Here is a 23,142-nt window from a genome sequence, read left to right on the forward strand (position 1 = left end):
GGCACTGACATCAGCCGCGCCGCAGGAATGTCCGCCAGCGGATGCCGGCCAGTTGCAGCGACCCGAAATAGAGGATAGCCGCTGTGACCAGGCAGGCCGTCAGCCACAGCACCTGCAAGCCCTTGCTCGCGGCCAGCGCGACCCACGGCAGGCGGTGGTCGGCCCAGGCCAGTGCCGCACCCATGATCGCGCAGGCGAGGCCGACCCGCAACAGAAAACCCGGCCAGCCCGGCGCTGGTCGATAGACGCCGAGCCGGATCAGCCCGGTCAGCAGCCAGCCGGCATTGATCAGCGCGGCGACGCCGATCGACAGCGCCAGCCCGGCATGCGCAAACTGCGGCACGAAGACGAGGTTCATCAGCTGCGTCAGGATCAGCACGACAACCGCGATCCTGACCGGCGTGCGCAGGTCCTGCCGCGCATAAAAGCCCGGCGCCAGCACCTTGACGCCGATCAGCCCGATCAGCCCGACGCCATAACCCATCAGCGCCAGCACCGTCTGCTGGACGTCGACCGCGGTGAAGGCGCCGAACTGGAACAACACGCTGACCAGCGGGGTCGGAAAAACGATCAGCGCGACGGCACACGGCAGCGCCAGCAGCAGGCTCAGGCGCAGGCCCCAGTCGAGCAGATCGGTATAGGTTGCGGTGTCGTCGCGCGCTCTGGCGGCGGTCAGCTGCGGCAGCAGCACGACGCCGAGCGCGACGCCGAGCAGCGCGGTCGGAAATTCCATCAGGCGGTCGGCATAACCAAGCCAAGAGACCGAACCGACCGCCTGGTACGACGCGATCTGGGTATTGATCAGCAGCGAGATCTGCGCCACCGACACGCCGACCAGCGCCGGCGCCATCTGCTTCAGCACCCGCTTGACGCCCGGATGGCGCCACGCCGCACGCAAGGCGCCAGGGCGCCAGCCGAAGCGCGGCACGCGGGCAACGCGGCGCAATGCCGGCCATTGCGCGGCGAGCTGCAGCATGCCGCCGACCATCACGCCTCCGGCCAGCGCGTAGATCGGCTCGATGCCGCGTTCTCCGAGCAGCGGCGCAACGAACCAGGCAGCGATGATCATCGCGACATTGAGCAGCAGCGGTGTCGCTGCCGGCACCGCGAAGTGTTTCCAGGTGTTGAGGATGCCGGCCGACAACGCGACCAGCGACATGAAGCCGATATACGGAAACATCAGCCGCGTCATCACGACCGCCTCGTCGTGACGCGACAGGCCGGAGGCGATCAGCCAGACCAGCGCCGGCGCGGCGACCACGCCGACGATGCAGGTCGCGAGCAGCACCCAGAACAGCACGGTGGCGACCGAATCGATCAATGCGCCGGTTGCCTGGTCACCTTCACGAGCGCGCGCATCGGCGAGGATCGGCACGAAGGCCTGCGAAAATGCACCTTCGGCGAACAGCCGCCGCAGCAGGTTCGGGATGCGGAACGCGACATTGAAGGCATCGGTCAGCGCCGAGGCGCCGAAACTCGCCGCGATGAACTGGTCCCGCACCATGCCGGTGATGCGCGAGGCCAGCGTGAACAGCGATACCAGCGAGGCGGCCCGCAGAAGATTCATGAAAACGGTGGGCGCGATGTCTCGCCGGCAGCAAAAGTGCGCGCATTATCGCAATGCCGCATCGCCCGCCGACGGGCTGATGCGCCACACCGAGCGCCCCGCTGCCCGGGTCGGACAACCCCGAAGCCCTCGACCATGGTATAGTCGAGGGCTCTGTTCCAACCAGACCAAACACTTTATGGCCACCTCCGCCAAAGCAAAGAAAAAGACGGTCCGCATTGCGTCGGGCCTGAAGCGCTCGCGTCAGAACGTCAAGCTGAACGCCGCCAATACCGCGCTGCGCTCGAGATTCCGCACCGTCATCAAGAACGTGCAAAAGGCCGTCCAGGCCGGTGACAAGGCGAAAGCCGCCGAGCTGTTCAACACCGCGCAGCCGGTCATCGATTCGGTTGCCGACAAGGGTCTGTTCCACAAGAACAAGGCTGCTCGCCACAAGAGCCGCCTGTCTGCGAAGATCAAGGCGCTCGACGCCCAGGCTGCCGCCTGATTGGGTTCAGGCTGGAACAGAGAGTCAAGGGCTTGCATCTGCAAGCCCTTTTCATTTGTGCGCTCGCTATTCGCCGATCAGGCAGGCCTGCACGACCTGCAACTGGTTGTCGCGGGCGAAATTCATCACGAAGTCCCACGCCATCGGCTCGATCTCGCGCAGCGTCTCGCTGACGATCACGCACTTGATGCCGTTGATCACGCGTGGCACGCAATACGGCGAATAGCCGAAGCGGACTGCCCGACCCTGCCCGCCGGGCCGGAACGACGACATCGCGCCGGCCAGCCGTTCGGCCCAGTCGCTGGGCCTGAATGTCCTGCCGTCGAGCGTGATGCCCTGGATGAAAAATTCGTTCGCGGGGGGTGTGGCCATGAAGCGCTGTCTGCAATCAGACGCTATTGTGCAGCGAACATGCTGCGCCGCAACATGAAAGGGCTCCGGCCCGGCCGCCTGCAGGCCGCGTCTTAGAATCGGCGCCAATGGAGATCGCCGGGGCTGGTCCCGCCGGATCCACCGAGGAGCCCCGATGAACGCCACCGCACAGACGCCCGCGATCGCCGAACCCCACGTGATGTCGACCTACGGCCGACTGCCGATCGCGTTGTCGCACGGCAAGGGCTGCTGGGTCTGGGATACCGAAGGGCGCAAATACCTCGACGGGCTCGGCGGCATCGCGGTCAATACGCTGGGCCATGCCCATCCGCAGCTGGTGCCGGCGCTGCAGGACCAGATCGGCAAGCTGATCCACACCTCGAACTACTACCACATCCCGCTGCAGGAACAGCTCGCCGCGAAGCTGTGCGAGGTCTCCGGCCTCGACAAGGTCTTTTTCTGCAACAGCGGTCTCGAGGCCAACGAGGCAGCGCTGAAGATCGCCCGCAAATTCGGCCATGACCGCGGCATCGAGCGCCCGGAGGTGATCGTCTACGAGAAGGCCTTCCACGGCCGCTCGATCGCGACGCTGTCGGCAACCGGCAATCCGAAGATCCAGGCCGGCTTCGGCCCGCTGGTCGAAGGCTTCATCCGCGTGCCGTTGAACGATATCGCCGCGATCGAGGAAGTCGCCAATACCCGCCCGAATGTGACCGCGGTCTTTCTCGAGGTGATCCAGGGCGAAGGCGGCATCAACGAGGCGACCGTTTCGTACCTGCAGGCGGTGCGCCGCCTCTGCGACGAACATGACTGGCTGCTGATGCTCGACGAGGTGCAGTGCGGCATCGGCCGCACCGGCAAATGGTTTGCGCACCAATGGGCCGGCATCAAGCCCGATGTGATGCCGCTGGCCAAGGGGCTCGGATCCGGCGTGCCGATCGGCGCACTGGTCTGCGGCCCGCGGGCGGCCAACGTATTCGGGCCCGGCAACCACGGCACGACCTTCGGCGGCAATCCGCTGGCGATGCGTGCCGGCGTCGAGACGCTGAAGATCATCGAAAGCGAAGGCCTGCTCGAGCGCGCCGCCGATGTCGGCAAGGCGCTGCGCAGCGCGCTGGCGAGCCAGCTCGACGGCGTCGATGGCGTCGTCGATATTCGCGGCGCCGGACTGATGATCGGCATCGAACTGGCCCGCCCCTGCGGTGCCCTGCTCGGCCGCGCCGCCGAGGCCGGCTTGCTGCTGTCGGTGACCGCAGACAAGGTGATCCGGCTGGTGCCGCCGCTGATCCTCAGCGATGCCGAGGCGGAGCAGATCGCCGCGATCCTTTGTCCATTGATCAAGGCCTTCCTGGCCGAGAAGCCCGACTGAAGCGCCCGCGACCATGAAGCCCGGCATGAGCCTGATCAAGCACTATCTGCAATTCAAGGACCTGCGTGCGGAGGAGTACGCCTACCTGTTCGCTCGCGCGGCGACGATCAAGCAGCGATTCAAGAACTACGAGAAATACACGCCGCTGGTCGACCGCACGCTGGCGATGATCTTCGAGAAGGCGAGCACCCGCACCCGCGTCAGCTTCGAGGCCGGCATGTACCAGATGGGCGGTTCGGTCGTCAATCTGACCACCGGCGACAGCCAGCTCGGCCGTGCCGAACCGGTCGAGGACAGCGCGCGGGTGATCAGCCGGATGGTCGACATGGTGATGATCCGCACCTACGAGCAAAGCAAGCTGGAGGCCTTTGCCGCCAACTCGCGGGTGCCGGTGATCAACGGGCTGACCAACGAATACCACCCGTGCCAGATCCTGGCCGACGTGTTCACCTTCATCGAGCACCGCGGCTCGATCCAGGGCAAGGTCGTTGCCTGGGTCGGCGACGGCAACAACATGGCGAACACCTGGCTGCAGGCGGCCGACATCCTCGGCTTCACGCTGCACGTCAGCACACCGAGCGGCTACGAGATCGATGCCGCGGTGGCCGGCGTCAGCAACAAGAACTGCCTGAAGATCTTCAAGAATCCGCTCGATGCCTGCCGCGGCGCCCACCTGGTGACGACCGACGTCTGGACCAGCATGGGTTACGAGGCCGAAAACGAGGCCCGGATGAAGGCCTTTGCCGACTGGTGCGTCGACGCCGAGATGATGGCCGCCGCGCAGCCCGACGCCCTCTTCATGCACTGCCTGCCGGCGCACCGCGGCGAGGAGGTCACCGCGGAAGTGATCGATGGCCCGCAGTCGGTCGTCTGGGACGAGGCCGAAAACCGCATGCACGTGCAGAAGGCGCTGATGGAATATCTGCTGATCGGGCGGATCGGCTGAGCGCGCGATCCGCGCGCGGCCCCGCTCGATCAGCGATAGACCGATTTCATCGCAAGCGCACCGGGGTTAGGCACCCCGACCGACAGCACATCGATCCAGCTGCCAGGGGCCGCAGCGACCGGGCCGCCGTTGACAGCCGTCAGCCGCACCGATCCATCACCCATTGCAAATGCGACCTGCCCCTGCTGTTTGAGCGCGCCCGACAGAATCCGCAGATCGGCCGATGAACCGGCCGCCATCTTCTGCACCGCCGGCAGCAGCAGGCCGATCAATATCGCGATGATGCCGTTTGCGCCGACGGCAACGTGGTAACCCGGCACCTTGCGCAGCCCGATCAGGATGCCGTCGACACCCTGCGGATGCGACTGGTGGACGCTGCGCGCGAGCTGGTCCGCGCCCGGATACAAGGTCCAGACAACCTTCTGGTAGGCACCCTTGGTGCCCACGCCTCCGTCGAAGTGGATGAACTCGCCGTCGATCTGGTCCCACTTCGCGAAAGCAGCCATGTTCCTCCCCAGTGGTTTCGGTCAGCGGGCTGAACCACATGTCCCGGACTACGGCGCCTGGTCAACGCGCCTCTACGGCGATCTTCGCGCAATTCTGTTTGGGCCGAAAGGGGTGCAGGCAGGCGATGACTGTTCACAATCTCACGTTCCTCCGCGTCAGAACCCGCCGCCGGACCGCCACGATGCCGCGACGCTCCGGCGGACCGGATCAGCGACACTGCTGAGCGGAACCCGGCAGCAAGCCAGATCCAATACCGCCATGTCGACTGACCGAACGCACAACGGACCCGGCCCCGGGCAAAAAACCTCCGGGGCATCGGTGCAGCGCCCGCGCCGCATCTGGGATATCTCACCGCCGCTGCACGCGGCGACACCACCGTTTCCCGGCGATACCGCATACCAGCAGCAATGGGCGGCGCGGATCGGCCCCGGCTGCCCGGTCAATGTCAGCGCGATCACGATGTCGCCGCACCTCGGTGCCCATGCCGATGCGCCGCTGCACTATGCCGACAGTGCGGCGGCGATCGGCGCCGTCGATCTGCTGCCCTACCTCGGCCGCTGCCGGGTCATCCACGCGATCGATGTCGGCCCACTGATCCGGCCCGAGCATCTTGCCGATGCCGCCGACGACCTGCCGCCGCGGGTGCTGGTGCGCAGTTGCCGCACCGCACCGCTGGTCTGGTCGGACGAATTCAGCGCCTTCGCCGCCGAAACCATCGACTGGCTGGCCGACCGCGGCGTATTGCTGGTCGGCATCGACAGCCAGTCGGTCGATCCGGCCGCGAGCAAGGACCTGCCGAGCCACCATCGCCTGCTCGCGCGCGACATGCGGGTGCTGGAAAACCTGGTGCTCGACGAGGTACAAGCCGGCGACTATGAACTGATTGCGCTGCCGTTGAAGCTGGTCGAGGCCGATGCATCACCGGTCAGGGCGGTGTTACGCGAGCTTTGAACCGGGCCAGGCTTTTCAGAACTGCCAACTCAGCTGCAGGTGTACGCCGTCGTCCTGCAGATTCGAACCCTGATTGCGGGCCAGCGCGGGCGCATCGATGCGCCGGGCCAGCACCAGGTCGACGCTCAGCGCCTTCCACCGCAGGCGCGTCGCCAAGCCGACGGACCGCAGCGTCGTTCCGGTCTGCCCGTGATTGCGCCCGCGACCGATGTCGTAGAACGGCACCAGCGCGAGCCGCAGGCCGATCTCCGGCCGCACGATCGCCGGCCATTCGAATTCCAGATTCAGCAACACGCCCTCGTCGCGCACCAGCTGGTTCTCGCGATAACCGCGCACGGAACTGGCGCCGCCGAGCGCGATGCCGTCCAGCGCGAGCAGCCGGTCCGGACTGTGCTGCACCGTTGCGCGGGCGACCAGTTGCGCGCCCTTGCTGCCGATGCGACGCGCGTATTGGGCTTGGCCGAGCCAGATCCGGTAGTTCGACGGCGGCCGGTTCTGCACCGGCAAGCCGGCCACGTCCTGCAGATTGTTGCGGCCCCAGCTGAAGGTCGAGCGCAGCGCCAGCACCTGGGTCTGCGAACGCAGCACCAGCTCCTGCCAGAAGCGGGCAATGTCTTCGCGGACGATGCCGTCCGGCTCGCCAGGATTGAAGGAAAACGGCCGGCCGAGCAGCCAGGTGCGGTTTTCGCGGTGCACCACGGCCACACCCAGACTCAGCCTGCGATCCAGCGACTCGGTGACGACACGGCTCAGTCCCAGTTCGACGCTGCTCAACCGGCTGCTGATGTCCAGCGAACGAACCGATTGTTCGACGACCGACGACTCGCCATGATCGAGCGACAGCGACAAATGCGTGCCTCGGTAATCGAGCGGCATGCGCCAGGCCACGCTGCCGCGCAGGTCGCCGCCGCCTTCGGCCGGTGACTGCAGCGTCGCCTCGAGCACGTCGCCGCGCCCGGTGCCGTTGCGCAGCACGCCGGCGATTCCGAGCGTTGCCGCACCGATCGATACCGGACGATGGTTGTTTGCGAACAGCCGCAGCTCGTAGGGCCTGGCGCGGCGCACGTCGATCGCCAGCACCGCTTCGCCGGGCGAGTCGCCCGGCAGCAGGCGTGCATTGAGCCGCTCGAACAGCGGATCGGCCAGCAGCAGCTGGAAGCGCTCGCGCAGCCGGTCCAGGTTCAGTGGTCCGTCATTGGCCGAATGCAGCTGCGCAGTGATGTAGGCATCGTCGAGCCCGTCCATCCCCTGCAGCTCGATCGCCTGCAGGCGGCCTTCGATGACGTTGAATGACAACACACCATTCGCCGCGTCGATGCCTGCCACGCGCAGTCCGGAATTGACGAAACCGCGGTCGACATAGAGGCGGGTCAGCTCGATCCGCAACGCCTCGATCTCGCCCGCGGCCAGGCTGCGGCCAATGTGAGGCGCAACCAGCGCATCCAGCTCAGCCGTCGGGATCGCCGTATTGCCGGCAAATCGGACCGCCTTCAATTCGAGCGCGACCGGTTCATTCGCAGACCTTGGAGGCAGCGCGACACCGGGCAGCGGCGGCAATTGGAAAACACCGGCAGGCGGCCGTGCCGCGGGCTGGCCCGGCGCTGCCTGGGCCAGCAGACTGCCGGTTTCGGCAGCCCCTGCCGCCACCGCCAGCGGCAGCATCAGGCAGGCCGCCAGCCCTGCTCGCGAGCGCTTCACCGGCATACCCCATCGCGCAGCGGTGATCCGGCAAGCGGCATCGGCGTGCCTGTCGTTGGTGACGCACCGGACCAGTCGACAGCGTTCGTGGACGGCGGCTCGGCGCGCAACAGTCCGCCGGCGTCGGGCGGCATGCCGCCACGGCCGACGAGGGCCAGAGCGCTGCCGCCGGTGATCTGACACAGGCTGCGGCCCAACCCGCCGGCATCCACCGTTGCCGCCCGCAGTTCACGCAGGCTTCCCGTCACATCGAGCACCGGATTGGACAGCTGGACGTCACCGCTGACACCGGTCGGCGCAGCGGCCTGGATCACGTTGAAACCGAAGATTCCGCGCCGTGCGGTGAACGGTGTATTGCCGCCGAGGAACAGCTTGCTGCCGCTGGTCACCAGCGAGCCGGCAGCGATCCGCACCCGTCCGCCGGAGGCCTGCGCCGCCGCGGTATTCGCCTGGACGAATCCGCTGTCGAGCACGAGGATGCCGGCATTCAGATCGATGTCGCCGCCGTCTCCGGCGGGCCCGAACACCGAGGTTCGGATCACCGAATCGCGCAGCAGCGCGATGCCCGCGGTCGATGCCGTGATCGAGCCGCCGTCGCCGGCATTGGCGCTGGTGGATATCGCGCTGCCGTCGAGCGTCAGGCCACGCGGTGCATCGATCACGATGTCGCTTGCCCCGACATTGCCGCTCGCCTCCGCCGAAACGACCGCCAGCCCGCGCAGCATGATCAGCGGCGCGATCAAGCGCACTGTCGTCGGCTGCCGCGTCGACGGATCGGCGACCGTGGCCTGGTTCTCGATCGATACCACGCCGCCGTCGAGCAGGTCGATCGATTCGCCCGCCTGGACCAGGATGCTGCCGGCCTGGCCCGCCGATGCGGCGCCGGCGAGTGCGCTGATGCCGCCGGCCGAGCCTTCGATCACGACACGGGCAGCATGCACCTCGACGCGCCCCGCTGCACCGGCTGCATCGGTCGACGACGACAGACCGCCATTGCGGATACGCATCTCGCCGGCGGCCTGCACCGTGATGCTGCCGGCCGGCCCGCTGCTGCCGGGTTGCGCAAAGCTGACGATGCCGGCGCCCGGCCCGTCGATCAGGATACTGGCCGCACGGATGCGGATCTCGCCGCCGCGGCCGGTGGCGAATGTGCTGGTCGAGATCTGTGGCGACAACCCCAGCTCGGCGCTCGGATTGAGCAGCAGCAGATCACCCTCGACCAGCAGTTCGACGAGGCCGGCATCGCCGCGGCTGCCGTTGCCGGCAACGCTGCTGATCCGTGATCCGGATTCCAGCAACAGCCGGCCCGCACGCAGCGTCACCTGGCCGGCGTTGCCGAGACCCTGGGTGTCGGAATTGATGAACGAGTTGCCGCGGAGCTGCAAGCTGTCGCTTGCCTGCACGTCGACCCGCCCCGCATTGCCGCTGCTGCCTGCAGTTGTCGAGGTGCTGACGAACGAGCGATCGTCGAGCGTCGCCGCGGCGCTGCTCAGCCGCACGCTGCCGGCGTTGCCGCTGCCGGCCGTATTGGCTGCAATCGTTGCCTGGCCGCGCAGCGCCAGCTCCTCGGCCGCGGTGACGACGATGTTGCCGCCGATGCCGCTGCTGCCGGTTGCCGCGGTGCTCGTGATCCGCGAGCCGGATTCGATGAGCAGCGACTTCGCGACGATCCGCACTTCCCCCGCATTGCCGGCGGTCGAGGTGCTGGTCGACAAGGTCGAATCGGCCTGCAGATGCAAGCGGCCCGAAGCCTGCAGATCGATCGCCCCGGCCGATCCGGTGCTGTCGAGCGCGCTGCTGGCAATCCGGCTGTCGCCGCTGAGCACGATGTCGCGGGCGCGCAGCACGATGGTGCCGGCATTGCCTCGCGACAGGGTGCTGGAATCGATCGCGCCGCCGTTGCGCAGCAGCAGGTCGCCGCTCAGGCGCAATTCGACATTGCCCGACGCGCCGGTCAAGCCGACGGCGTTGCTGTTGATGCGGGCATTGTCGAGCAGCAGATTGCCTGCCTGCAGGCGGATCGGCGATGCATCGCCGGCGGAGGCCGAACTCGCGATCAGGCTCGCCGTGCTGCCAAGACGTGCGTCGCCGGCAACGATGACGTCGACCAGTCCGGCTGCGCCCGTCCCTCCGGGCAGCGCCAGGCTGCCGGCAAAGCTTGCGCTCGACATCGTCAGCGACCCTGCACGTATCGTCACCGCACCGGCGTCGGCCCCGGCCAAGGTTCCGCTGACGACGCGGGAGCGATCCGCCATTGAAAGTTCTCCGGCCACCTCGAGCACGACACCGCCGGACGGCCGTGCCGACAAGGCATCGACCTGCACGAAGGATTGACGGCCGAGGTGCATGCTGCCGGCCTGCAGGCGGATGCCGCCGCCCTGACCCGAACCGGCGGTCGCCGCCGAAATGCTCGCGCCGCTGTCGAGGCGCAACCCCTGCCCAACGACGACGTCGATGGCGCCGGCAGCGCCGCTGCTGCCGGCCGATGAACTGCTGTAGAGATAGCCGCCGGCATCGAGCAGCACGTCATCGGCACGCACGCGAATCACGCCGGCAGCGCCGGCGCCGTCGGTACCGGTGCTGACATTGCCGCCGGCGCCGAGATGCAGGCTGTCGCGTGCCCGGATGTCGATCGCGCCGCCGTTGCCGGCATCGGCCAGGCTGAAGACGTTGGCATCGCCGGTGATCGCGATCCGGCCGCCCTGCAGCGCAATCGATGCGCCGTTGCCGGCGCCGGCCGCCAGCGAAAAGACCGAGGCGCTGCGCGTCATCGTCAAGTTGCCGCCGACTTCCGGCAAAACCCCGCCGAACGGAAATTGCCCCGCCTGCGTACCGGCCGCGGTGAGCCGGATGCTGCCCCCACCCGCACCGACGGTCGCGCCATCGAGCAACAAATCGCCGCCGACCAGGCTGATCGCGGGACCTCGCGGCGATATCAGCTGCGCGCCATCGCGAAGTTGCAGCGCGGAACGGCTGCCGCCGAGAAAACCGAAGGCCTGCGGCGGCGCGCTCGAAAAACTGCTCGCCTGATTCAGGTCGGCATGGAAGCGCCCGTCGGGAAAAGCAACGAAGTCGGCGGTGCCGACATGGAACGCGCCGGGCACGTCGATCGTGGCACCGGCACCGAAGGTGATGCCGGCCGGATTGATGAAGAAGAAGCCGGGTGCGCCGTCTGCTGCAGAAAGCGCGAGGCGGCCATTGATCTGCGACGACGTGCCGCCGGTGACACGGCTGATCACATTGGCGATGCCGGGCGTCGTCGTCGAGAACGTCGCCGACTCGCCGGCGCCGATGTCGAAGCGCTGGAAGCTGTGGAACAGGTTGTCGCCGGACAGGCGGCCGAGACTCTGCGCGATGCCATACGCCGGCCCGGTCAGTGCCCGCGCCGGCTGGCCGAGGCTCGCATCGGTGACGATCTGGGCCGCAGCCGGCCATGCCGCGATCGCGATCGACGCGCCGATTGCCAGCGGCAACCTATGCCTGCGCGGATGATGGGGTCTGCTGATGTCTGACACTGCGGGACGTTCAGAACCAGTTGCCGATCAGGATGAACGGCGCCCAGAAAAACGGATGTGCATAGTCGGGGTTGCGCAGCAACGCGATCTGCGATTGCTGCAAGGCCTGCGCCTTGCCGGCGCGTTGTTCGAGCAGCCGGCGATAAAAGCCGGCCATCAGATCGACCGCCGCATCGTCGGAGACCGGCCACAGCGAACCCATCACAGCCCGGGCGCGGGCCTTGATCGCGGCACCCGAGATGCCGAGCGGCGAACGGTCGTCGCCTTCGGCGGTTTCGCAGGCCGACAGGCTCAGCAATTCGATCGGCCGGCGCCGGAATGCATCCGATGTCAGCAGCGACTGCAGGTCGTCGAGCGTCAGCAACTGGTCGTATGTCAGCAGATAGGTCGCCTCGCGGCTGCCGCCGAAGACGCCGTGCGACGCCAGATGGATCACGCTGAACCGTCCCGACTCGGCTTGACGGCGAAAATTGTCCAGCGTGAACGCCTCGTCGAGCAACCGCTCGCCGCCCGCGACCTGGTCGATCGCGGCGACTTCGCGTCGCACGCCGGGCAGCGACAAGGCTTCGCGCAATGCAAGCTGCCGGGAGTCGGCGTCGCCGGGCGCCGCATCCGACAACGGCACCCCGGCGCCCCGCATGCTGCGCAGCCCGCGGTTCTCGACAGCCGCCGCGCCGCTGAAGCGGTTTGCTGCCTGCGGCCCGAGCAACTGTGCGATCGCCCGCCGATCGAGCTTGTCGACGACGGGCCCCGGTTCGGCCAGGCCGGCCAGCAATACGCCGTCGATCGGCGTGTCGCGGGCGGTATTGGTCATGCTGAGGCCGGTCGCGGTGGCGATCGCATATTTTTCGATCGCATAGCGTTGACCATCGTGGAATGCGCCAACCGCGACCAATCGCAGCGCGCCGTCCGGCACCATCACCAGCGTCGTCACCTGCTGCTGTTGCAGCGCCGATTCGACCGGGCGAAGGACGCCGTCGTAGAGGCGGCGCGCCTGGTCGAGATAATCCGCCTGCCCGAAACGCAGCGTCGCCGCGAAACGCAGCGCCATTTCGCGAAGCACCCGAGGCGCCAGCGGCGAGCGATGCCTGCTGAGGCCAGTGCTGGTTTCCAGCAGCAGTTCGACGCGGTCGTCGAGCACGACCGGATACAGCACGGCGTGCCCCGGCGGCAGCACCGTTGCGGTTCCGCCCTTGACGGCATCGACCTCGCAACGGTCGCCGAGGTAATCCTGCAGTTCGGACTGGCGCAGCAGTTCGACGGTTTCGATGACCTGGCGCAATGCCGCGGCGCGCGGCGCCGGCGCTGCATCACCGGCGCTGCGCAGCAACTGGTCGACGAGTCCGAGATAGATCGGCTGCAGCATCGTCCGATAGGTCGAGCGGCCGGATTCATCGTCGATCGGCAGATCCTGGCGCAGCCGCTCGACATGCTGCACCGCACGCTGGTAGGCGGCAAGCGCGTTCGCCGAGCGTCCCTGCTGGCGGTCGATGCGGGCCTGCCGCCACTCGAGGCGGACGTTCAGGTCGCCGACAGAGCCGGCGCTCAAGCCGGCGGCCGCGGCCAAACCGCGCCGGCTGGCCTGCATCGCGTCGTCGAGCCGACCTTGTCCCTCATACAACTGTCCCAACGCATCCAGCGATTCGGCCAACAGCAGCGATTCGCCTGCTGCCGCCGCCGAGCGGACGACATCGGCGAGGATGCGCCAGGCTGGCGCGATGCCAGCCTCGCCGCTTTCGGCAAACTGACGGCCGAGATTGATCTGCCAGCGCCACTTCTGTGCAGACGCGGGCTGCCCGGCCAGATCGCGTTCGAGCTGCTCGAGCAAGGCCATCGCGCCCGCGCCATCGCTTGCACGGGCAAGGTTCAGGCGCGCCGGCATGTCGATGCCCGGATCGCCGTCTGCGAGCTGACGGGCCTGCCGATAGTGGTCGCGCGCCTGCTCGGGGCGCCCGCGCAGCAACGCGAGGTTGCCGAGATCCAGCGCCACACGGGCCCGCTGCCGCCCCTGCAAGCCTGCATGAGCGCGCTGCAAGGTCTCGGCGGCTTCATCGAGCCGGCGCGCCTGCAGCAGCGATGCGCCGAGTTCACCATGGATCAGCATGCGCGACGCCTCGTCGGGCGCCAGCGTGCAGGCACGACGCAACTCATCGACCGAGCGGCTGATCTGGCCCTGCTGGCGCAATTCGACGCCGCGTTCGAATGCCCGCTTCGCCGGTGGCACATCGGCCGCCGCCGCCGAGCCGACACAGGAAGCAGCCAGCGCACAGCCGATCACATTGTGGAACCAGCGCCGCCGCATGCCGCATGGCCGCAGACAGCGCGTGCGCCGATGATCCGTCAGGTCCCCCGCTTGCCCGTCCAAGAAGCGCACCTCCGCTCCGGCTTGCCCAGTGCGGGCCATTTTGCTTGCCTCGGCCTGGTGCGACAAGTGTCCAGCCCGGATGTCGGCCACAAGGCGCCCCGTCGAGCCGCAACCAATGCTAAGTTCGCGGCAAGCGCAACCACCGATGAGCAATGCCCCGATGGATCCGATCCTGACCCGCGCCGACTGCGAACAACACGACCGCGCCGACCCGCTCGCGCCGTTGCGCGAACAATTCGATCTGCCTGACGGCACGATCTACCTCGACGGCAATTCGCTCGGTGTGTTGCCGAAGGCGACCGCCGCGCGGGTCCAGCAACTGATCAGCGAGGAATGGGGGCGCGACCTGATCAAGAGCTGGAATAGCGCCGGCTGGATCGACCTGCCGCAGCGCGTGGGCAACAAGATTGCGCGGCTGGTCGGCGCCGGCGAGAACGAGCTTGTGGTGGCCGATTCGACATCGGTCAATCTGTTCAAGGTGCTCAGCGCGGCGATCGCGGTGGTGCAGGAGCGGCCGCCGATGCGCAAGCTGATCGTCTCCGAGCGCCGCAATTTCCCGACCGATCTGTACATCGCGCAAAGCCTTGCCAGCCAGCACGGCATGCATTTGCTGCTCGCCGAAGCCGAGGACATCCCGGAACTGCTGGCCGACCGGCCGGCAATCCTGATGCTGACGCAGGTCGATTACCGCAGCGGCCGCCAGCACGACATGGCGGCGCTGACCCGCGCCGCCCACGATCACGGCGTGCTGACGATCTGGGACCTTGCGCACAGCGCCGGCGCGCTGCCGGTCGACCTGAACGGCTGCGACGCCGATTTTGCGGTTGGCTGCGGCTACAAATACCTGAACGGTGGTCCGGGAGCGCCGGCTTTCGTCTGGGCCCATGCGCGCCATGTCGACAACTTCCGTCAGCCGCTGTCGGGCTGGATGGGCCATGCCGCACCATTCGAATTCAGCCCGGACTATCGGCCGGCCGGCGGCATCGACCGCTACCTGTGCGGCACGCCACCGCTGTTGTCGCTGGCCGCGCTCGAATGCGGCGTCGACACCGTGCTGGCGGCCGAGGCCCATGGCGGGATCGCTGCATTGCGGAACAAGTCGGTCGCATTGTGCGAACTGTTCATTGCCCGCGTCGAGGCCTGCTGCGCCGGCCACGGTCTCGAGCTGAAATCGCCGCGCGACCCGGCAGTGCGCGGCAGCCAGGTCAGTTTTTCGCATGCCGATGCCTATCCGGTGATGCAGGCGTTGATTGCGCGCGGCGTGATCGGCGACTTCCGCGCGCCGGACATCCTGCGCTTCGGATTCACGCCGTTGTATACGCGCTTCGTCGATGTCTGGGACGCGGTCGAGCAGCTGGTCGAGGTGCTGCACGGCGGCGAATGGCGCGAGCCGCGCTTCCAGCAGCGGGCAGCGGTGACCTGACGAGGCCCTAGACTCGGCAGGATGCCTGCAACCGATACCCCACCACGCAGCCTGCAGCTGCCGAATCCACGCCACCGCCAGCGGTTGCCGCCCCAGCTCGAACCGGAGCAGATCGAACGGGTCCGCCAGGCGGCCTATCTGCTGCCGCAGGTCGTCGCGCCGGCCGATTTCACCATCGACGGCGCGCCGGCCACCGACGAGCAACTCGATCAGCGCGGCATGGTGCTGTTGCAGAAGGCCGCTGCCGGCGCCCGGCCGAGCCGCTGGATCGCGCCGCAGCTGTTCGACCAGGCATTGCGCCACCTCGATGCGGTCGGCAGCGGACGCGGCGTGCGCGCACGCCTGCTCGAGCGTCACGCGGCGCTCGACACGCTGGGCCTGCGTCGCAACGGCGATCACTGGGAGCGGCTGTGCAGCGACGTCGTCGTGCTCGGCTCCGGACATGGCAAGGCTCCGTGGCAGGTCCAGGTCAGCCATCTGGTCGAGGTCGATGCGGATCCGGTCTGGCAGTTTTTCCGCGATGGCGACCAGCAGCAACTGCTGGCGGCGCTTGGCCCGCCACCCGGCTATCTGCTCGCCGACGCACTGCGCGAACAGCTCGACAAGCTGGTCGATCAGGCCAGCGCGGTCAATCCGCAGCGGATGGAGTCGCTGCTGCCCGGCTTGCAGGCCGAATGTTCGCTGCCGCGGCCGTTTGTCGAACTGGAGGCCGGCTGCGAACGCGCCTTCAGCCGCTGGGCGAACCGCGTCAACGAGCTCGATACGCTCGAGGACCTGACGATCGAGCTGCGCTTCCAGGGTTATCCGGACAGTTTTCCGCTGGCGCGCCGGCTCGGCCGCAAGGTCACGCTGTTTGTCGGCCCGCCGAACAGCGGCAAGACCCATGCGGCATTCGAACGCCTCGCGGCGGCCGACGGCGGCTGCTACCTCGCGCCGCTGCGGCTGCTTGCGCTCGAAGGACGCGACCGCCTGCAGGCGCGCGGCGTCGCCTGCTCGCTGCTGACCGGCGAGGAAAAGGTGGCGGTCGAAGGCGCCCGGCTGGTCTCGAGCACGATCGAGATGCTGGCCACCCGCAGCGAGGTGCAGGTCGCGGTGATCGACGAGGCGCAGATGATCTTCGACCCGTCGCGCGGCTGGGCCTGGACGCAGGCGATCGTCGGCGTGCCGGCCAAGGAGCTGCTGATCATCTGCTCGGTGCATGCGGTGCCGGCGATCGAGAATCTGCTGCGGCTGTGCGGCGAGCAACCGGAGATCCGCCATTTCGAGCGCAAGCAGGCGGTCAAATTGCTGCCGGCGCCGGTGCCGATGGGCGGGCTGCGCAGTGGCGATGCGTTGGTGGCGTTCAGCCGCCGCGACGTGTTGATGCTGCGCGATCAGGTCGCCGCCGAGGGGCACAGCGTCTCGGTGATCTACGGCGCGCTGCCGCCGGAGGTCAGGCGCCGCGAGGCCGAACGCTTTGCGCAGGGCCATGCGGCGATCCTGGTCGCCACCGATGCGATCGGCATGGGGCTGAACCTGCCGATCCGCCGCGTGCTGTTCAGCACGCTGACCAAGTTCGACGGTGTCGGCGATCGCGAACTCGACGAATCGGAAGTGCACCAGATCGCCGGCCGGGCCGGCCGCTATGGCCTGCAGGAAGAAGGTTTTGCCGGCGTGATGGTCGATGCCGAACCGTCGGCGGCGAAACAGCTGCGCGAGCTGCTGGCGACCGCGCCGCGTGCGCCCCGCGATTTCAAGGCCGCGGTCGCGCCGAACTGGTGGCATGTCGACACGATCGCAAGCCGCCTCGGCAAGGATCGACTCGGCGCCGTGCTCGGCGTCTTCATGGCCCAGCTGCAGCTCGACGATGCGCATTTCGAGGTCGCCGAACTGGATCAGATGGTCGCAATCGCCGAACACCTCGACGAACGGGCGAGCCGGCTGCCGCTGCGCGAACGCTTCACCTATTCGCAGGCGCCGGTCGATTCGCGCAGCGACGAACAGTTGCAGCATTTTCTCGGCTGGGCCGAGGCGCATGCCTTTGCCGGGCAGGTCGAAGACCCGTGGTTTCTCGACGAGGTCGACGAACACAGCCGGCTCGACCGGATGGAACAGGCGCTGCGCGCCTGCACGCTGTGGTTGTGGCTGGACCTGCGTTTTCCCGGGATTTACGGGCAGCTCGATGCGGTGATCGATCTGCGCTCGCGCCTGAACGACGGCATCGAGCGCCATCTGAAAGGCAAGAAGCCGTTGTGGCGCGCCCGCGGACGGCGGCGCTGAGAAACCTCGGGCCGGCGCCGGTTCAGCGGCCGCGCAGCAGCCGCTCGAATTCGGCGGCCGGCACCGGCCGTGAATACAGGAAGCCCTGCGCGAAATCGCAGCCGGCTGCGGCCAGCAGGTCGCGTTGTTCGGCCGTCTCGACGCCTTCCGCGATCACCTTCATGTCCAGCTCGTGCGCCATCACGATGATTGCCTTGCACAGCGCCAGGTTCTTCGATCCGGCGCTGAGGTGGAAAACAAAACTCTTGTCGATCTTCAGATAGTCGATGTCGTAGCGCTGCAGATACGACAGCGAAGAAAAACCGGTGCCGAAATCGTCGAGCGAGACGCCGACGCCGGCTCTGCTCAGTTCGAGCAGCTGTTCGTTGATGCCCGACGCCGGATCGAGCAGCAGGCCCTCGGTGATCTCCAGCACCAGGCTCTGGCCCGGCAAGCCGAGTTCGCGCAGCAGTTCGAACCAGCGCTGCTGGCTGCCGCGGCCGTGGACGAACTGCACCGGCGACTTGTTGACGCTGATCTGGAAACCGGCGTCGAATTCGGCCCGCCAGCGCACCGCCTGCTCGGCCGCCTGGCGAAAGACCCAATCGCCGATATCGACGATCAGCCCGGTCGATTCGGCAATCGGTATGAAATCGGCCGGTCCGATCGCGCCGCGCAGCGGATGCTGCCAGCGGATCAGCGCCTCGGCCTTGAAGATGCGGCCGCTCGCCATCTCGACGATCGGCTGGTAGGCGACGCTGAACTGCTCGCCCTGCAGCGCGACACGCAAATCGTTGGCGAGGATGCGCCGCGTCTGCGCAGCAGCCTCGAGTGACGGCGTGAAATGGCTGACCCGATTGCGGCCACGTTCCTTTGCGACGTACAGCGCCTGGTCGGCATGTTTGAACAGCTCGTCGATCTCGGTCGCATCGTCGGGGTACAGCGTGATGCCGATGCTCGCCGAGACAAACGCCATCTCGCTGCCGAGGCGAAATCCTTCCGACAACGACTGCACGATCTTCTGCGCGATCTGCCCGGCCCGCTCGGGGTCGGTCAGCTCGGACAAGACGACGGTGAACTCGTCGCCGCCAAGGCGCGCGACGGTATCGACGCCACGCACGCAGCCGCGGATCCGCTCGGCAGCCTGCACCAGCAGCTGGTCGCCCATCTCGTGGCCGACGCTGTCGTTGACCTGCTTGAAGTGGTCGAGGTCGATGAACAGCAATGCGAGCTGCAATGCAGCGCGGTCGGTTTTCTTGATGTGCTGTTCGAGCCGGTCGCGCAGCATGCGGCGGTTCGGCAGTCCGGTCAGCGAATCGAAATTTGCCTGCTGCCAGATCAGCGCCTCCGACATCTTGCGCTCGCTGATATCGGTGTGGGTGCCGATCATCCGGGTCGGCCGGCCGAGCGCATCACGCTCGATCACCATGCCACGGGCAAGAATCCACTTCCAGCTGCCATCGCGGCAGCGGACGCGGTGTTCATTGACATAAGCCGGCGTATGGCCGTCCAGATGCGCCTGGCGATCGCGCAGCATCTGTTCGAGGTCGTCGGGATGGGTGCGCTGGTCGAACTGCGCCGCCTCGACCGTGAAATCGTGGCCGCCGAAGCCGTACATCTCGCTGAAGCGCTGCGAGAAACTCTCGACCCCGGTGGCAATATCCCAGTCCCACAAGCCGTCGCCGGTGCTCTCGAGCGCGAGTTTCCACAGGTTGTCGCGCTCGCGCAATGCGGCCTCGGCTTCAGTGCGGGCACTGACGTCGAACATCACGCCGACCCGCACCGATTCACCATCCGTTCGTTCAACCGCCGATGAATTGAGGTGGACCCATTTGCGCGTGCCGTCGGCGAGCACGATGCGAAAGACCAGGTCGAGCGGTTCGCCGGCATCGTAGGCGGCCTTCATCTGCGGGCCGAGCCGCCGCATGTCGCCGCGATGCCGCATCCGCAGCAGCGCGGCGGCGTCGGCGAGCACCTGCTCGGGCGTCAGGCCGAACAGGCCGCGCACGCCATCGCTGACGAAGTCGTAGCGCAGCCGGCCGTCGGCGGCCACCCGTAGCCGGTACAGGACGCCGGGCACCTGCGAGGTCAGCCGGCGGAAATCCTCTTCGCTGCGCCGCACGGATTCCGCTGCATTGACCCGATCGGTGATCTCCTCGACGGTGCCTTCGTAGAAGACGACCCGCCCGTCGGCATCGCGCACCGCATGGGCGTTTTCACTGATCCAGATCCGCTCGCCGGTGGCGTGCCGGCGCACTTCCGCGACGAAACCGCTGACATGGCCGTCGCGTTCGATGCTGCGGATGAACTGCTCGCGCCGGCGCGGATCGACATACCACTCGCGGCCGATATCGCCAACCGCTGTCAGCAATTCGGCCTCGGTCGAATAACCGTTCAGCCGCACCAGTGCCTGGTTGGCGCGCAGCTGCTGGCCATCGGGGGACGAGCGGTAGGCGCCGATCGGCAGAAATTCGAACAGCGAGTTGAAATCGGACCAGATGCGTTGCGCATCGGCGGCGGTCGCTTGCGCCGGGGTCAAGGGCACGATCGGCAGCGATTGGTCGTGCGCCACGCGTCACCCGCCGCTCAGCCGGAATGGTCCGGTCGTTCAGCCGGGCGCGATGGCAGCGCCTGCGGTGCGGCAGCCACCGACTGATGGGCGGCGGTTGCCGCCTCCGCGGTGCCATCACTCGTCGCATTGCCCAGGTGTTGGCTCGACGTGATGCCCATCGAGACATAGATGCTGGTCACCGCCTCGGCGCCGAGATTGGCCGGGGTGACCCACTCCTGCGGCACATACAGCAGGCCGCCGCCGACCGGCACCGGTGCGGTCGGCACCAGCACCGCAAGATAGGCGCGGCCGTCGACATTGACCGGCTGCGGGGTCGACAGCAGGCCGAGCACGGCGGCGCCGCCGGGGCCGCCGAAATGGCACCAGACCGGGCTCATCGAGCGGGTCTGCGAGCTGTCGCGCTGGGCCAATAAATCAACGAACTTTTTTGCCAGGTCGTAGATCTTGCCGACCAGCGGGATGCGATCCATGATCCCGTTCAGCGCTCGCGCAAGCACGATGCGCAGCCGAGTCTGCACCAGGATGCCGAGCGAAAAGATCAGCAGCAGCACGGTCAGCATGCCGACCAGATAGGCGGCAAATTCGGTGCCGGCGTTGCCCAGCCCGATCGCCACCAGGATGCGGCCGAAATAGCTGCCGGGGCCGAACCACGCAACCAGCAGGCGGATTGCCCAGACGCAGACGGCAACCGTCGCGATCAGCGGCAGTGCCGCCAGCAGGCCGGTCAGGAAAGTCCTGAGAACCTGGCGCGTCGAGTTCGTCATCACGACCCCATCGGGTGGCGTTGCACGGCGCGGCGTGATATTGCGGTTGCTGCACTCATCTCGTCTCGATCCGATCGTTGTCTGTCAGGCGCCGCCCGTAGACGGCGTGCGCCGACATGCGTGCGACCGGCGGGCACCGCCGGCCTGCGGCGCAGGCGCGCATGCAAGTGTGGCATGTCTGGTCGCCGCCACCGCGGCATCCACACCGGTCGGCAACGACGCCAACATGTCGGAGCCAGCCGGGCTCAGGCGGTGGCAGTCGCGCTGGGGGCCGAGCTTGCCGCGCGTCGTGCCTGACGCTGGATCAGGTTGTTGACCTGGTTCAACGACACCAGATGGGCATGGATCACGCCGAGTGCGCCGCTGCGATGCAGTTCGAGCACCTTTGCGTCGGGCAACTCGGCCAGCTTGGCTTCGTCGATGATCATGAAACCCTCGATCGTCAAGGTCTCGCCGTCCGGCAGTTTCACATCGGCCTTCATCGGGGTGAACAGCTCCATCTCGTTCAGCCGCGCACAGATCTGGCTCGTCCGCTTCGCTTCCTCGTCGAAGGATTTCAAAAACTCGATCGCCTGGCTCAGTGCCGGCGCCTGCTCCCCCTCGGGTGTGAACAGCGGTTCGCCATCGGTGTCGTTGAGGCCCGGCCACTGCATGTCGATGTAGACGCCGATCTGGTCGGTGCCCGGCAACGGCGCGGTCAGATACGGCAGGCGGCGGAAAAACGCCGGCACATACGATGCGTCCCAGCGGCCATCCTCGACGAACAGGTTCTGTTTCGCGACCAGCCCGAGCATCGCCATCGGCGTGACCTGCGGCTGCGCCGTGGTTGGCGGCACGAAAATGATCGGAAACGACTGCGCTGCCGGTGCGAACTCGACGACGTTGAGGTAGACGGCATTGATGCTGCCGAGCAGCGAGTGGTCCTCAAGCGGCTTCAGCCGCTTGTGGCGGTGCAGCTGGGCATTGAGTTGGACGGGTTCGCGGTAGATCGGTGAGGACTGGTTGGTCATGGGTTCGACGTGTCTGTCGCCTGTTCATCGGAATTGTTCTCGTCGATCGCGGTGGCAAAGACGCGGTCGACGCGTTTGCCTTCCATCTCGACGACCTGGAAGCGCCAATTCTCCCAGTCAACGGTATCGCCGGTCATCGGCAGCCGGCCGAGCAGCAGCATGATCATGCCGGCCAGCGTGTTGTAGCGGCCGCGGTCTTCTTCCGGCAGCTCCTTCAGATCGAGCCGGTCCTTCAACTCGTGGACCGGAATCAGCCCGTCGAAGATCCAGCCGCCCTCGCCCTGCGACACCGCCCAGGCATCGTCGTCGGTCGGCGTCGTGAATTCGCCGGCGATCGCCTCCAGCACGTCGCGCACGGTGATCATCCCCTGCACTTCGCCGTATTCGTCGACGACCATCACCAACTGGGCGCCGGAGGCGCGAAACTGCTCGAGCAACTCCATGCCCGACAGCGTCTCCGGCACGAAGACACAAGGCTGCAGGCCTTCGGACAGTTTCGACAAGGCCAGCGGCAGGCCCTGCACCGCCTGGCGCAGCAGCGTCTGCGCCGAAATCACGCCGACGACGTCGGACAGCCCGTTGCGGCAGACCGGGTAGCGCGAATGCTCCTCGGTCGAGACGATCTGCATGATCTCCTCGGCCGACTGGTTGACGTCGAGCCAGACGATTTCCGAACGCGGGATCATCATCGAGCCGACCTGCCGGTCGTCGAGGCGAAAGACATTGCGCACCATCTGGTGCTCGTGCGCCTCGATGACGCCGGACTCCAGCCCCTCTTCGAGCTGAGCGGCGATTTCCTCCTCGGTGACGCTGCGGCTCGGCCCGCCCTTGATGCCCAGCAGCGCCAGCGTGCCGACGGTCGAAAAGGCCAGCAGCTTGACGAACGGGCTGGCCAGGATCGACAGCCAGTCCATCGGCTTCGCGACCAGCCGGGCGACGCTTTCCGGATACATCTGGCCGAGCCGCTTCGGCACCAGCTCGCCGAAGATGATCGTCGCGAAGGTGATCGTCACGACGATCATGCCGGTCGCGGTGATGTCGGAGGCTCCCTGCTGCATGCCGAAGGTGTCGCGCAGCCAGGCGGCAAACGGCGCCGAGAAGGCGGCCTCGCCGACGATGCCGTTCAGGATGCCGATCGAGGTGATGCCGATCTGCACCACCGACAGAAACCGCGTCGGATCGTCGTGCAGCGCCATCGCGGCCTTGGCGCCGGAGTCGCCGGTCTCGACCATCACCTGCAGCCGCGCCTTGCGGCTCGCCGTCAAGGCCATCTCCGACATCGCGAAGATGCCGTTCAGAAGAATCAGGAAAACCAGCAGCGCGACGTCCATGCGACGGGCACCCCGCGGGTGCGCAAT

The 23,142-nt window shown here is 67.2% G+C and carries 16 protein-coding genes; 6 read left to right on the forward strand and 10 right to left on the reverse strand.

The annotated features are described in order from the left end of the window. Window positions 1-10: 10 nt before the first annotated feature. Window positions 11-1,567, reverse strand: coding sequence for a murein biosynthesis integral membrane protein MurJ (gene murJ / locus ACNH6H_RS06120; protein WP_418316504.1), 1,557 nt, complete (start codon window positions 1,565-1,567; stop codon window positions 11-13). 178 nt (window positions 1,568-1,745) lie between these two features. Between murJ and rpsT the strand changes: the two genes are divergently transcribed. Further along, window positions 1,746-2,054: a 30S ribosomal protein S20 gene (gene rpsT, locus ACNH6H_RS06125; RefSeq protein ID WP_418321252.1), complete on the forward strand. Its 309-nt coding sequence runs from the start codon at window positions 1,746-1,748 to the stop codon at window positions 2,052-2,054. A 66-nt stretch (window positions 2,055-2,120) separates the two neighbouring features. Here the strand turns inward: rpsT and ACNH6H_RS06130 are convergent, their stop codons facing one another. Further along, window positions 2,121-2,426, reverse strand: coding sequence for a DUF3579 domain-containing protein (locus ACNH6H_RS06130; RefSeq protein ID WP_418316505.1), 306 nt, complete (start codon window positions 2,424-2,426; stop codon window positions 2,121-2,123). Window positions 2,427-2,580: 154 nt separating this feature from the next. Between ACNH6H_RS06130 and ACNH6H_RS06135 the strand changes: the two genes are divergently transcribed. Together ACNH6H_RS06135 and argF are read left to right on the forward strand one after the other, a co-directional pair. Further along, window positions 2,581-3,795 (forward strand): aspartate aminotransferase family protein, encoded by a 1,215-nt coding sequence (locus ACNH6H_RS06135; RefSeq protein ID WP_418316506.1) that lies wholly within the window; start codon window positions 2,581-2,583, stop codon window positions 3,793-3,795. Between the two features lie 13 nt (window positions 3,796-3,808). Next, window positions 3,809-4,741 (forward strand): ornithine carbamoyltransferase, encoded by a 933-nt coding sequence (gene argF, locus ACNH6H_RS06140; RefSeq protein ID WP_418316508.1) that lies wholly within the window; start codon window positions 3,809-3,811, stop codon window positions 4,739-4,741. A gap of 29 nt (window positions 4,742-4,770) precedes the next feature. Here argF and ACNH6H_RS06145 read toward each other — a convergent pair whose 3' ends face one another. Beyond that, complete coding sequence (locus tag ACNH6H_RS06145; protein ID WP_418316509.1) at window positions 4,771-5,247, reverse strand: hypothetical protein; 477 nt, start codon at window positions 5,245-5,247, stop codon at window positions 4,771-4,773. 259 nt (window positions 5,248-5,506) lie between these two features. On the opposite strand from ACNH6H_RS06145, the gene kynB reads away from it, so the two are divergent. Further along, entirely contained in the window at window positions 5,507-6,199 is a 693-nt protein-coding gene (gene kynB / locus ACNH6H_RS06150) for an arylformamidase (protein WP_418316511.1), read from the forward strand. 15 nt (window positions 6,200-6,214) lie between these two features. Here kynB and ACNH6H_RS06155 read toward each other — a convergent pair whose 3' ends face one another. The 3 genes from ACNH6H_RS06155 to ACNH6H_RS06165 are packed head-to-tail and all read right to left on the reverse strand — an operon-like array spanning window position 6,215 to window position 13,714. Beyond that, entirely contained in the window at window positions 6,215-7,897 is a 1,683-nt protein-coding gene (locus tag ACNH6H_RS06155; protein WP_418316513.1) for a ShlB/FhaC/HecB family hemolysin secretion/activation protein, read from the reverse strand. Next, entirely contained in the window at window positions 7,894-11,370 is a 3,477-nt protein-coding gene (locus tag ACNH6H_RS06160) for a filamentous hemagglutinin N-terminal domain-containing protein (protein WP_418316514.1), read from the reverse strand. Before ACNH6H_RS06160 ends, ACNH6H_RS06155 begins: the two co-directional genes overlap by 4 nt. Window positions 11,371-11,422: 52 nt before the next feature. Continuing rightward, a complete protein-coding gene (locus tag ACNH6H_RS06165; RefSeq protein WP_418316515.1) occupies window positions 11,423-13,714 on the reverse strand; it encodes a CHAT domain-containing protein in 2,292 nt (763 codons plus the stop codon). Window positions 13,715-13,922: 208 nt separating this feature from the next. On the opposite strand from ACNH6H_RS06165, the gene kynU reads away from it, so the two are divergent. Both kynU and ACNH6H_RS06175 read left to right on the forward strand, forming a co-directional pair. After that, the gene (gene kynU, locus ACNH6H_RS06170) at window positions 13,923-15,200 is read left to right on the forward strand and encodes a kynureninase (protein WP_418316517.1); all 1,278 of its coding nucleotides are present in this window, start codon (window positions 13,923-13,925) and stop codon (window positions 15,198-15,200) included. A 21-nt stretch (window positions 15,201-15,221) separates the two neighbouring features. Next, entirely contained in the window at window positions 15,222-17,459 is a 2,238-nt protein-coding gene (locus ACNH6H_RS06175; RefSeq protein ID WP_418316518.1) for a helicase-related protein, read from the forward strand. Window positions 17,460-17,481: 22 nt separating this feature from the next. Here ACNH6H_RS06175 and ACNH6H_RS06180 read toward each other — a convergent pair whose 3' ends face one another. The 4 genes from ACNH6H_RS06180 to ACNH6H_RS06195 all read right to left on the reverse strand — a co-directional run bounded on the left by ACNH6H_RS06180 (window position 17,482) and on the right by ACNH6H_RS06195 (window position 23,115). Then, window positions 17,482-20,010: an EAL and GGDEF domain-containing protein gene (locus ACNH6H_RS06180; RefSeq protein WP_418316521.1), complete on the reverse strand. Its 2,529-nt coding sequence runs from the start codon at window positions 20,008-20,010 to the stop codon at window positions 17,482-17,484. A gap of 14 nt (window positions 20,011-20,024) precedes the next feature. Next, window positions 20,025-20,774 carry a DUF502 domain-containing protein gene (locus ACNH6H_RS06185; protein WP_418316522.1) on the reverse strand — a complete coding sequence of 250 codons (750 nt, stop codon included), beginning with the start codon at window positions 20,772-20,774 and terminating at the stop codon, window positions 20,025-20,027. Window positions 20,775-21,019: 245 nt separating this feature from the next. Then, a complete protein-coding gene (locus tag ACNH6H_RS06190) occupies window positions 21,020-21,784 on the reverse strand; it encodes a SapC family protein (RefSeq protein WP_418316524.1) in 765 nt (254 codons plus the stop codon). Next, a complete protein-coding gene (locus tag ACNH6H_RS06195) occupies window positions 21,781-23,115 on the reverse strand; it encodes a hemolysin family protein (protein ID WP_418316526.1) in 1,335 nt (444 codons plus the stop codon). The genes ACNH6H_RS06190 and ACNH6H_RS06195 overlap by 4 nt, the downstream gene beginning before the upstream one ends. Window positions 23,116-23,142: the final 27 nt, after the last annotated feature.

The sequence above is a fragment of the Pseudideonella sakaiensis genome (assembly GCF_048320135.1).
GTDB lineage: Bacteria > Pseudomonadota > Gammaproteobacteria > Burkholderiales > Burkholderiaceae_C > Ideonella_A > Ideonella_A sakaiensis_A.

Excerpts from the sequence above, each read along its gene's own strand:
- murJ (WP_418316504.1), bottom strand. The coding sequence starts at position 1,567 with ATGAATCTTCTGCGGGCCGCCTCGCTGGTATCGCTGTTCACGCTGGCC.
- rpsT (WP_418321252.1), top strand. The coding sequence starts at position 1,746 with ATGGCCACCTCCGCCAAAGCAAAGAAAAAGACGGTCCGCATTGCGTCG.
- ACNH6H_RS06130 (WP_418316505.1), bottom strand. The coding sequence starts at position 2,426 with ATGGCCACACCCCCCGCGAACGAATTTTTCATCCAGGGCATCACGCTC.
- ACNH6H_RS06135 (WP_418316506.1), top strand. The coding sequence starts at position 2,581 with ATGAACGCCACCGCACAGACGCCCGCGATCGCCGAACCCCACGTGATG.
- argF (WP_418316508.1), top strand. The coding sequence starts at position 3,809 with ATGAAGCCCGGCATGAGCCTGATCAAGCACTATCTGCAATTCAAGGAC.
- ACNH6H_RS06145 (WP_418316509.1), bottom strand. The coding sequence starts at position 5,247 with ATGGCTGCTTTCGCGAAGTGGGACCAGATCGACGGCGAGTTCATCCAC.
- kynB (WP_418316511.1), top strand. The coding sequence starts at position 5,507 with ATGTCGACTGACCGAACGCACAACGGACCCGGCCCCGGGCAAAAAACC.
- ACNH6H_RS06165 (WP_418316515.1), bottom strand. The coding sequence starts at position 13,714 with ATGCGGCGGCGCTGGTTCCACAATGTGATCGGCTGTGCGCTGGCTGCT.
- kynU (WP_418316517.1), top strand. The coding sequence starts at position 13,923 with ATGAGCAATGCCCCGATGGATCCGATCCTGACCCGCGCCGACTGCGAA.
- ACNH6H_RS06175 (WP_418316518.1), top strand. The coding sequence starts at position 15,222 with ATGCCTGCAACCGATACCCCACCACGCAGCCTGCAGCTGCCGAATCCA.
- ACNH6H_RS06185 (WP_418316522.1), bottom strand. The coding sequence starts at position 20,774 with ATGACGAACTCGACGCGCCAGGTTCTCAGGACTTTCCTGACCGGCCTG.
- ACNH6H_RS06190 (WP_418316524.1), bottom strand. The coding sequence starts at position 21,784 with ATGACCAACCAGTCCTCACCGATCTACCGCGAACCCGTCCAACTCAAT.
- ACNH6H_RS06195 (WP_418316526.1), bottom strand. The coding sequence starts at position 23,115 with ATGGACGTCGCGCTGCTGGTTTTCCTGATTCTTCTGAACGGCATCTTC.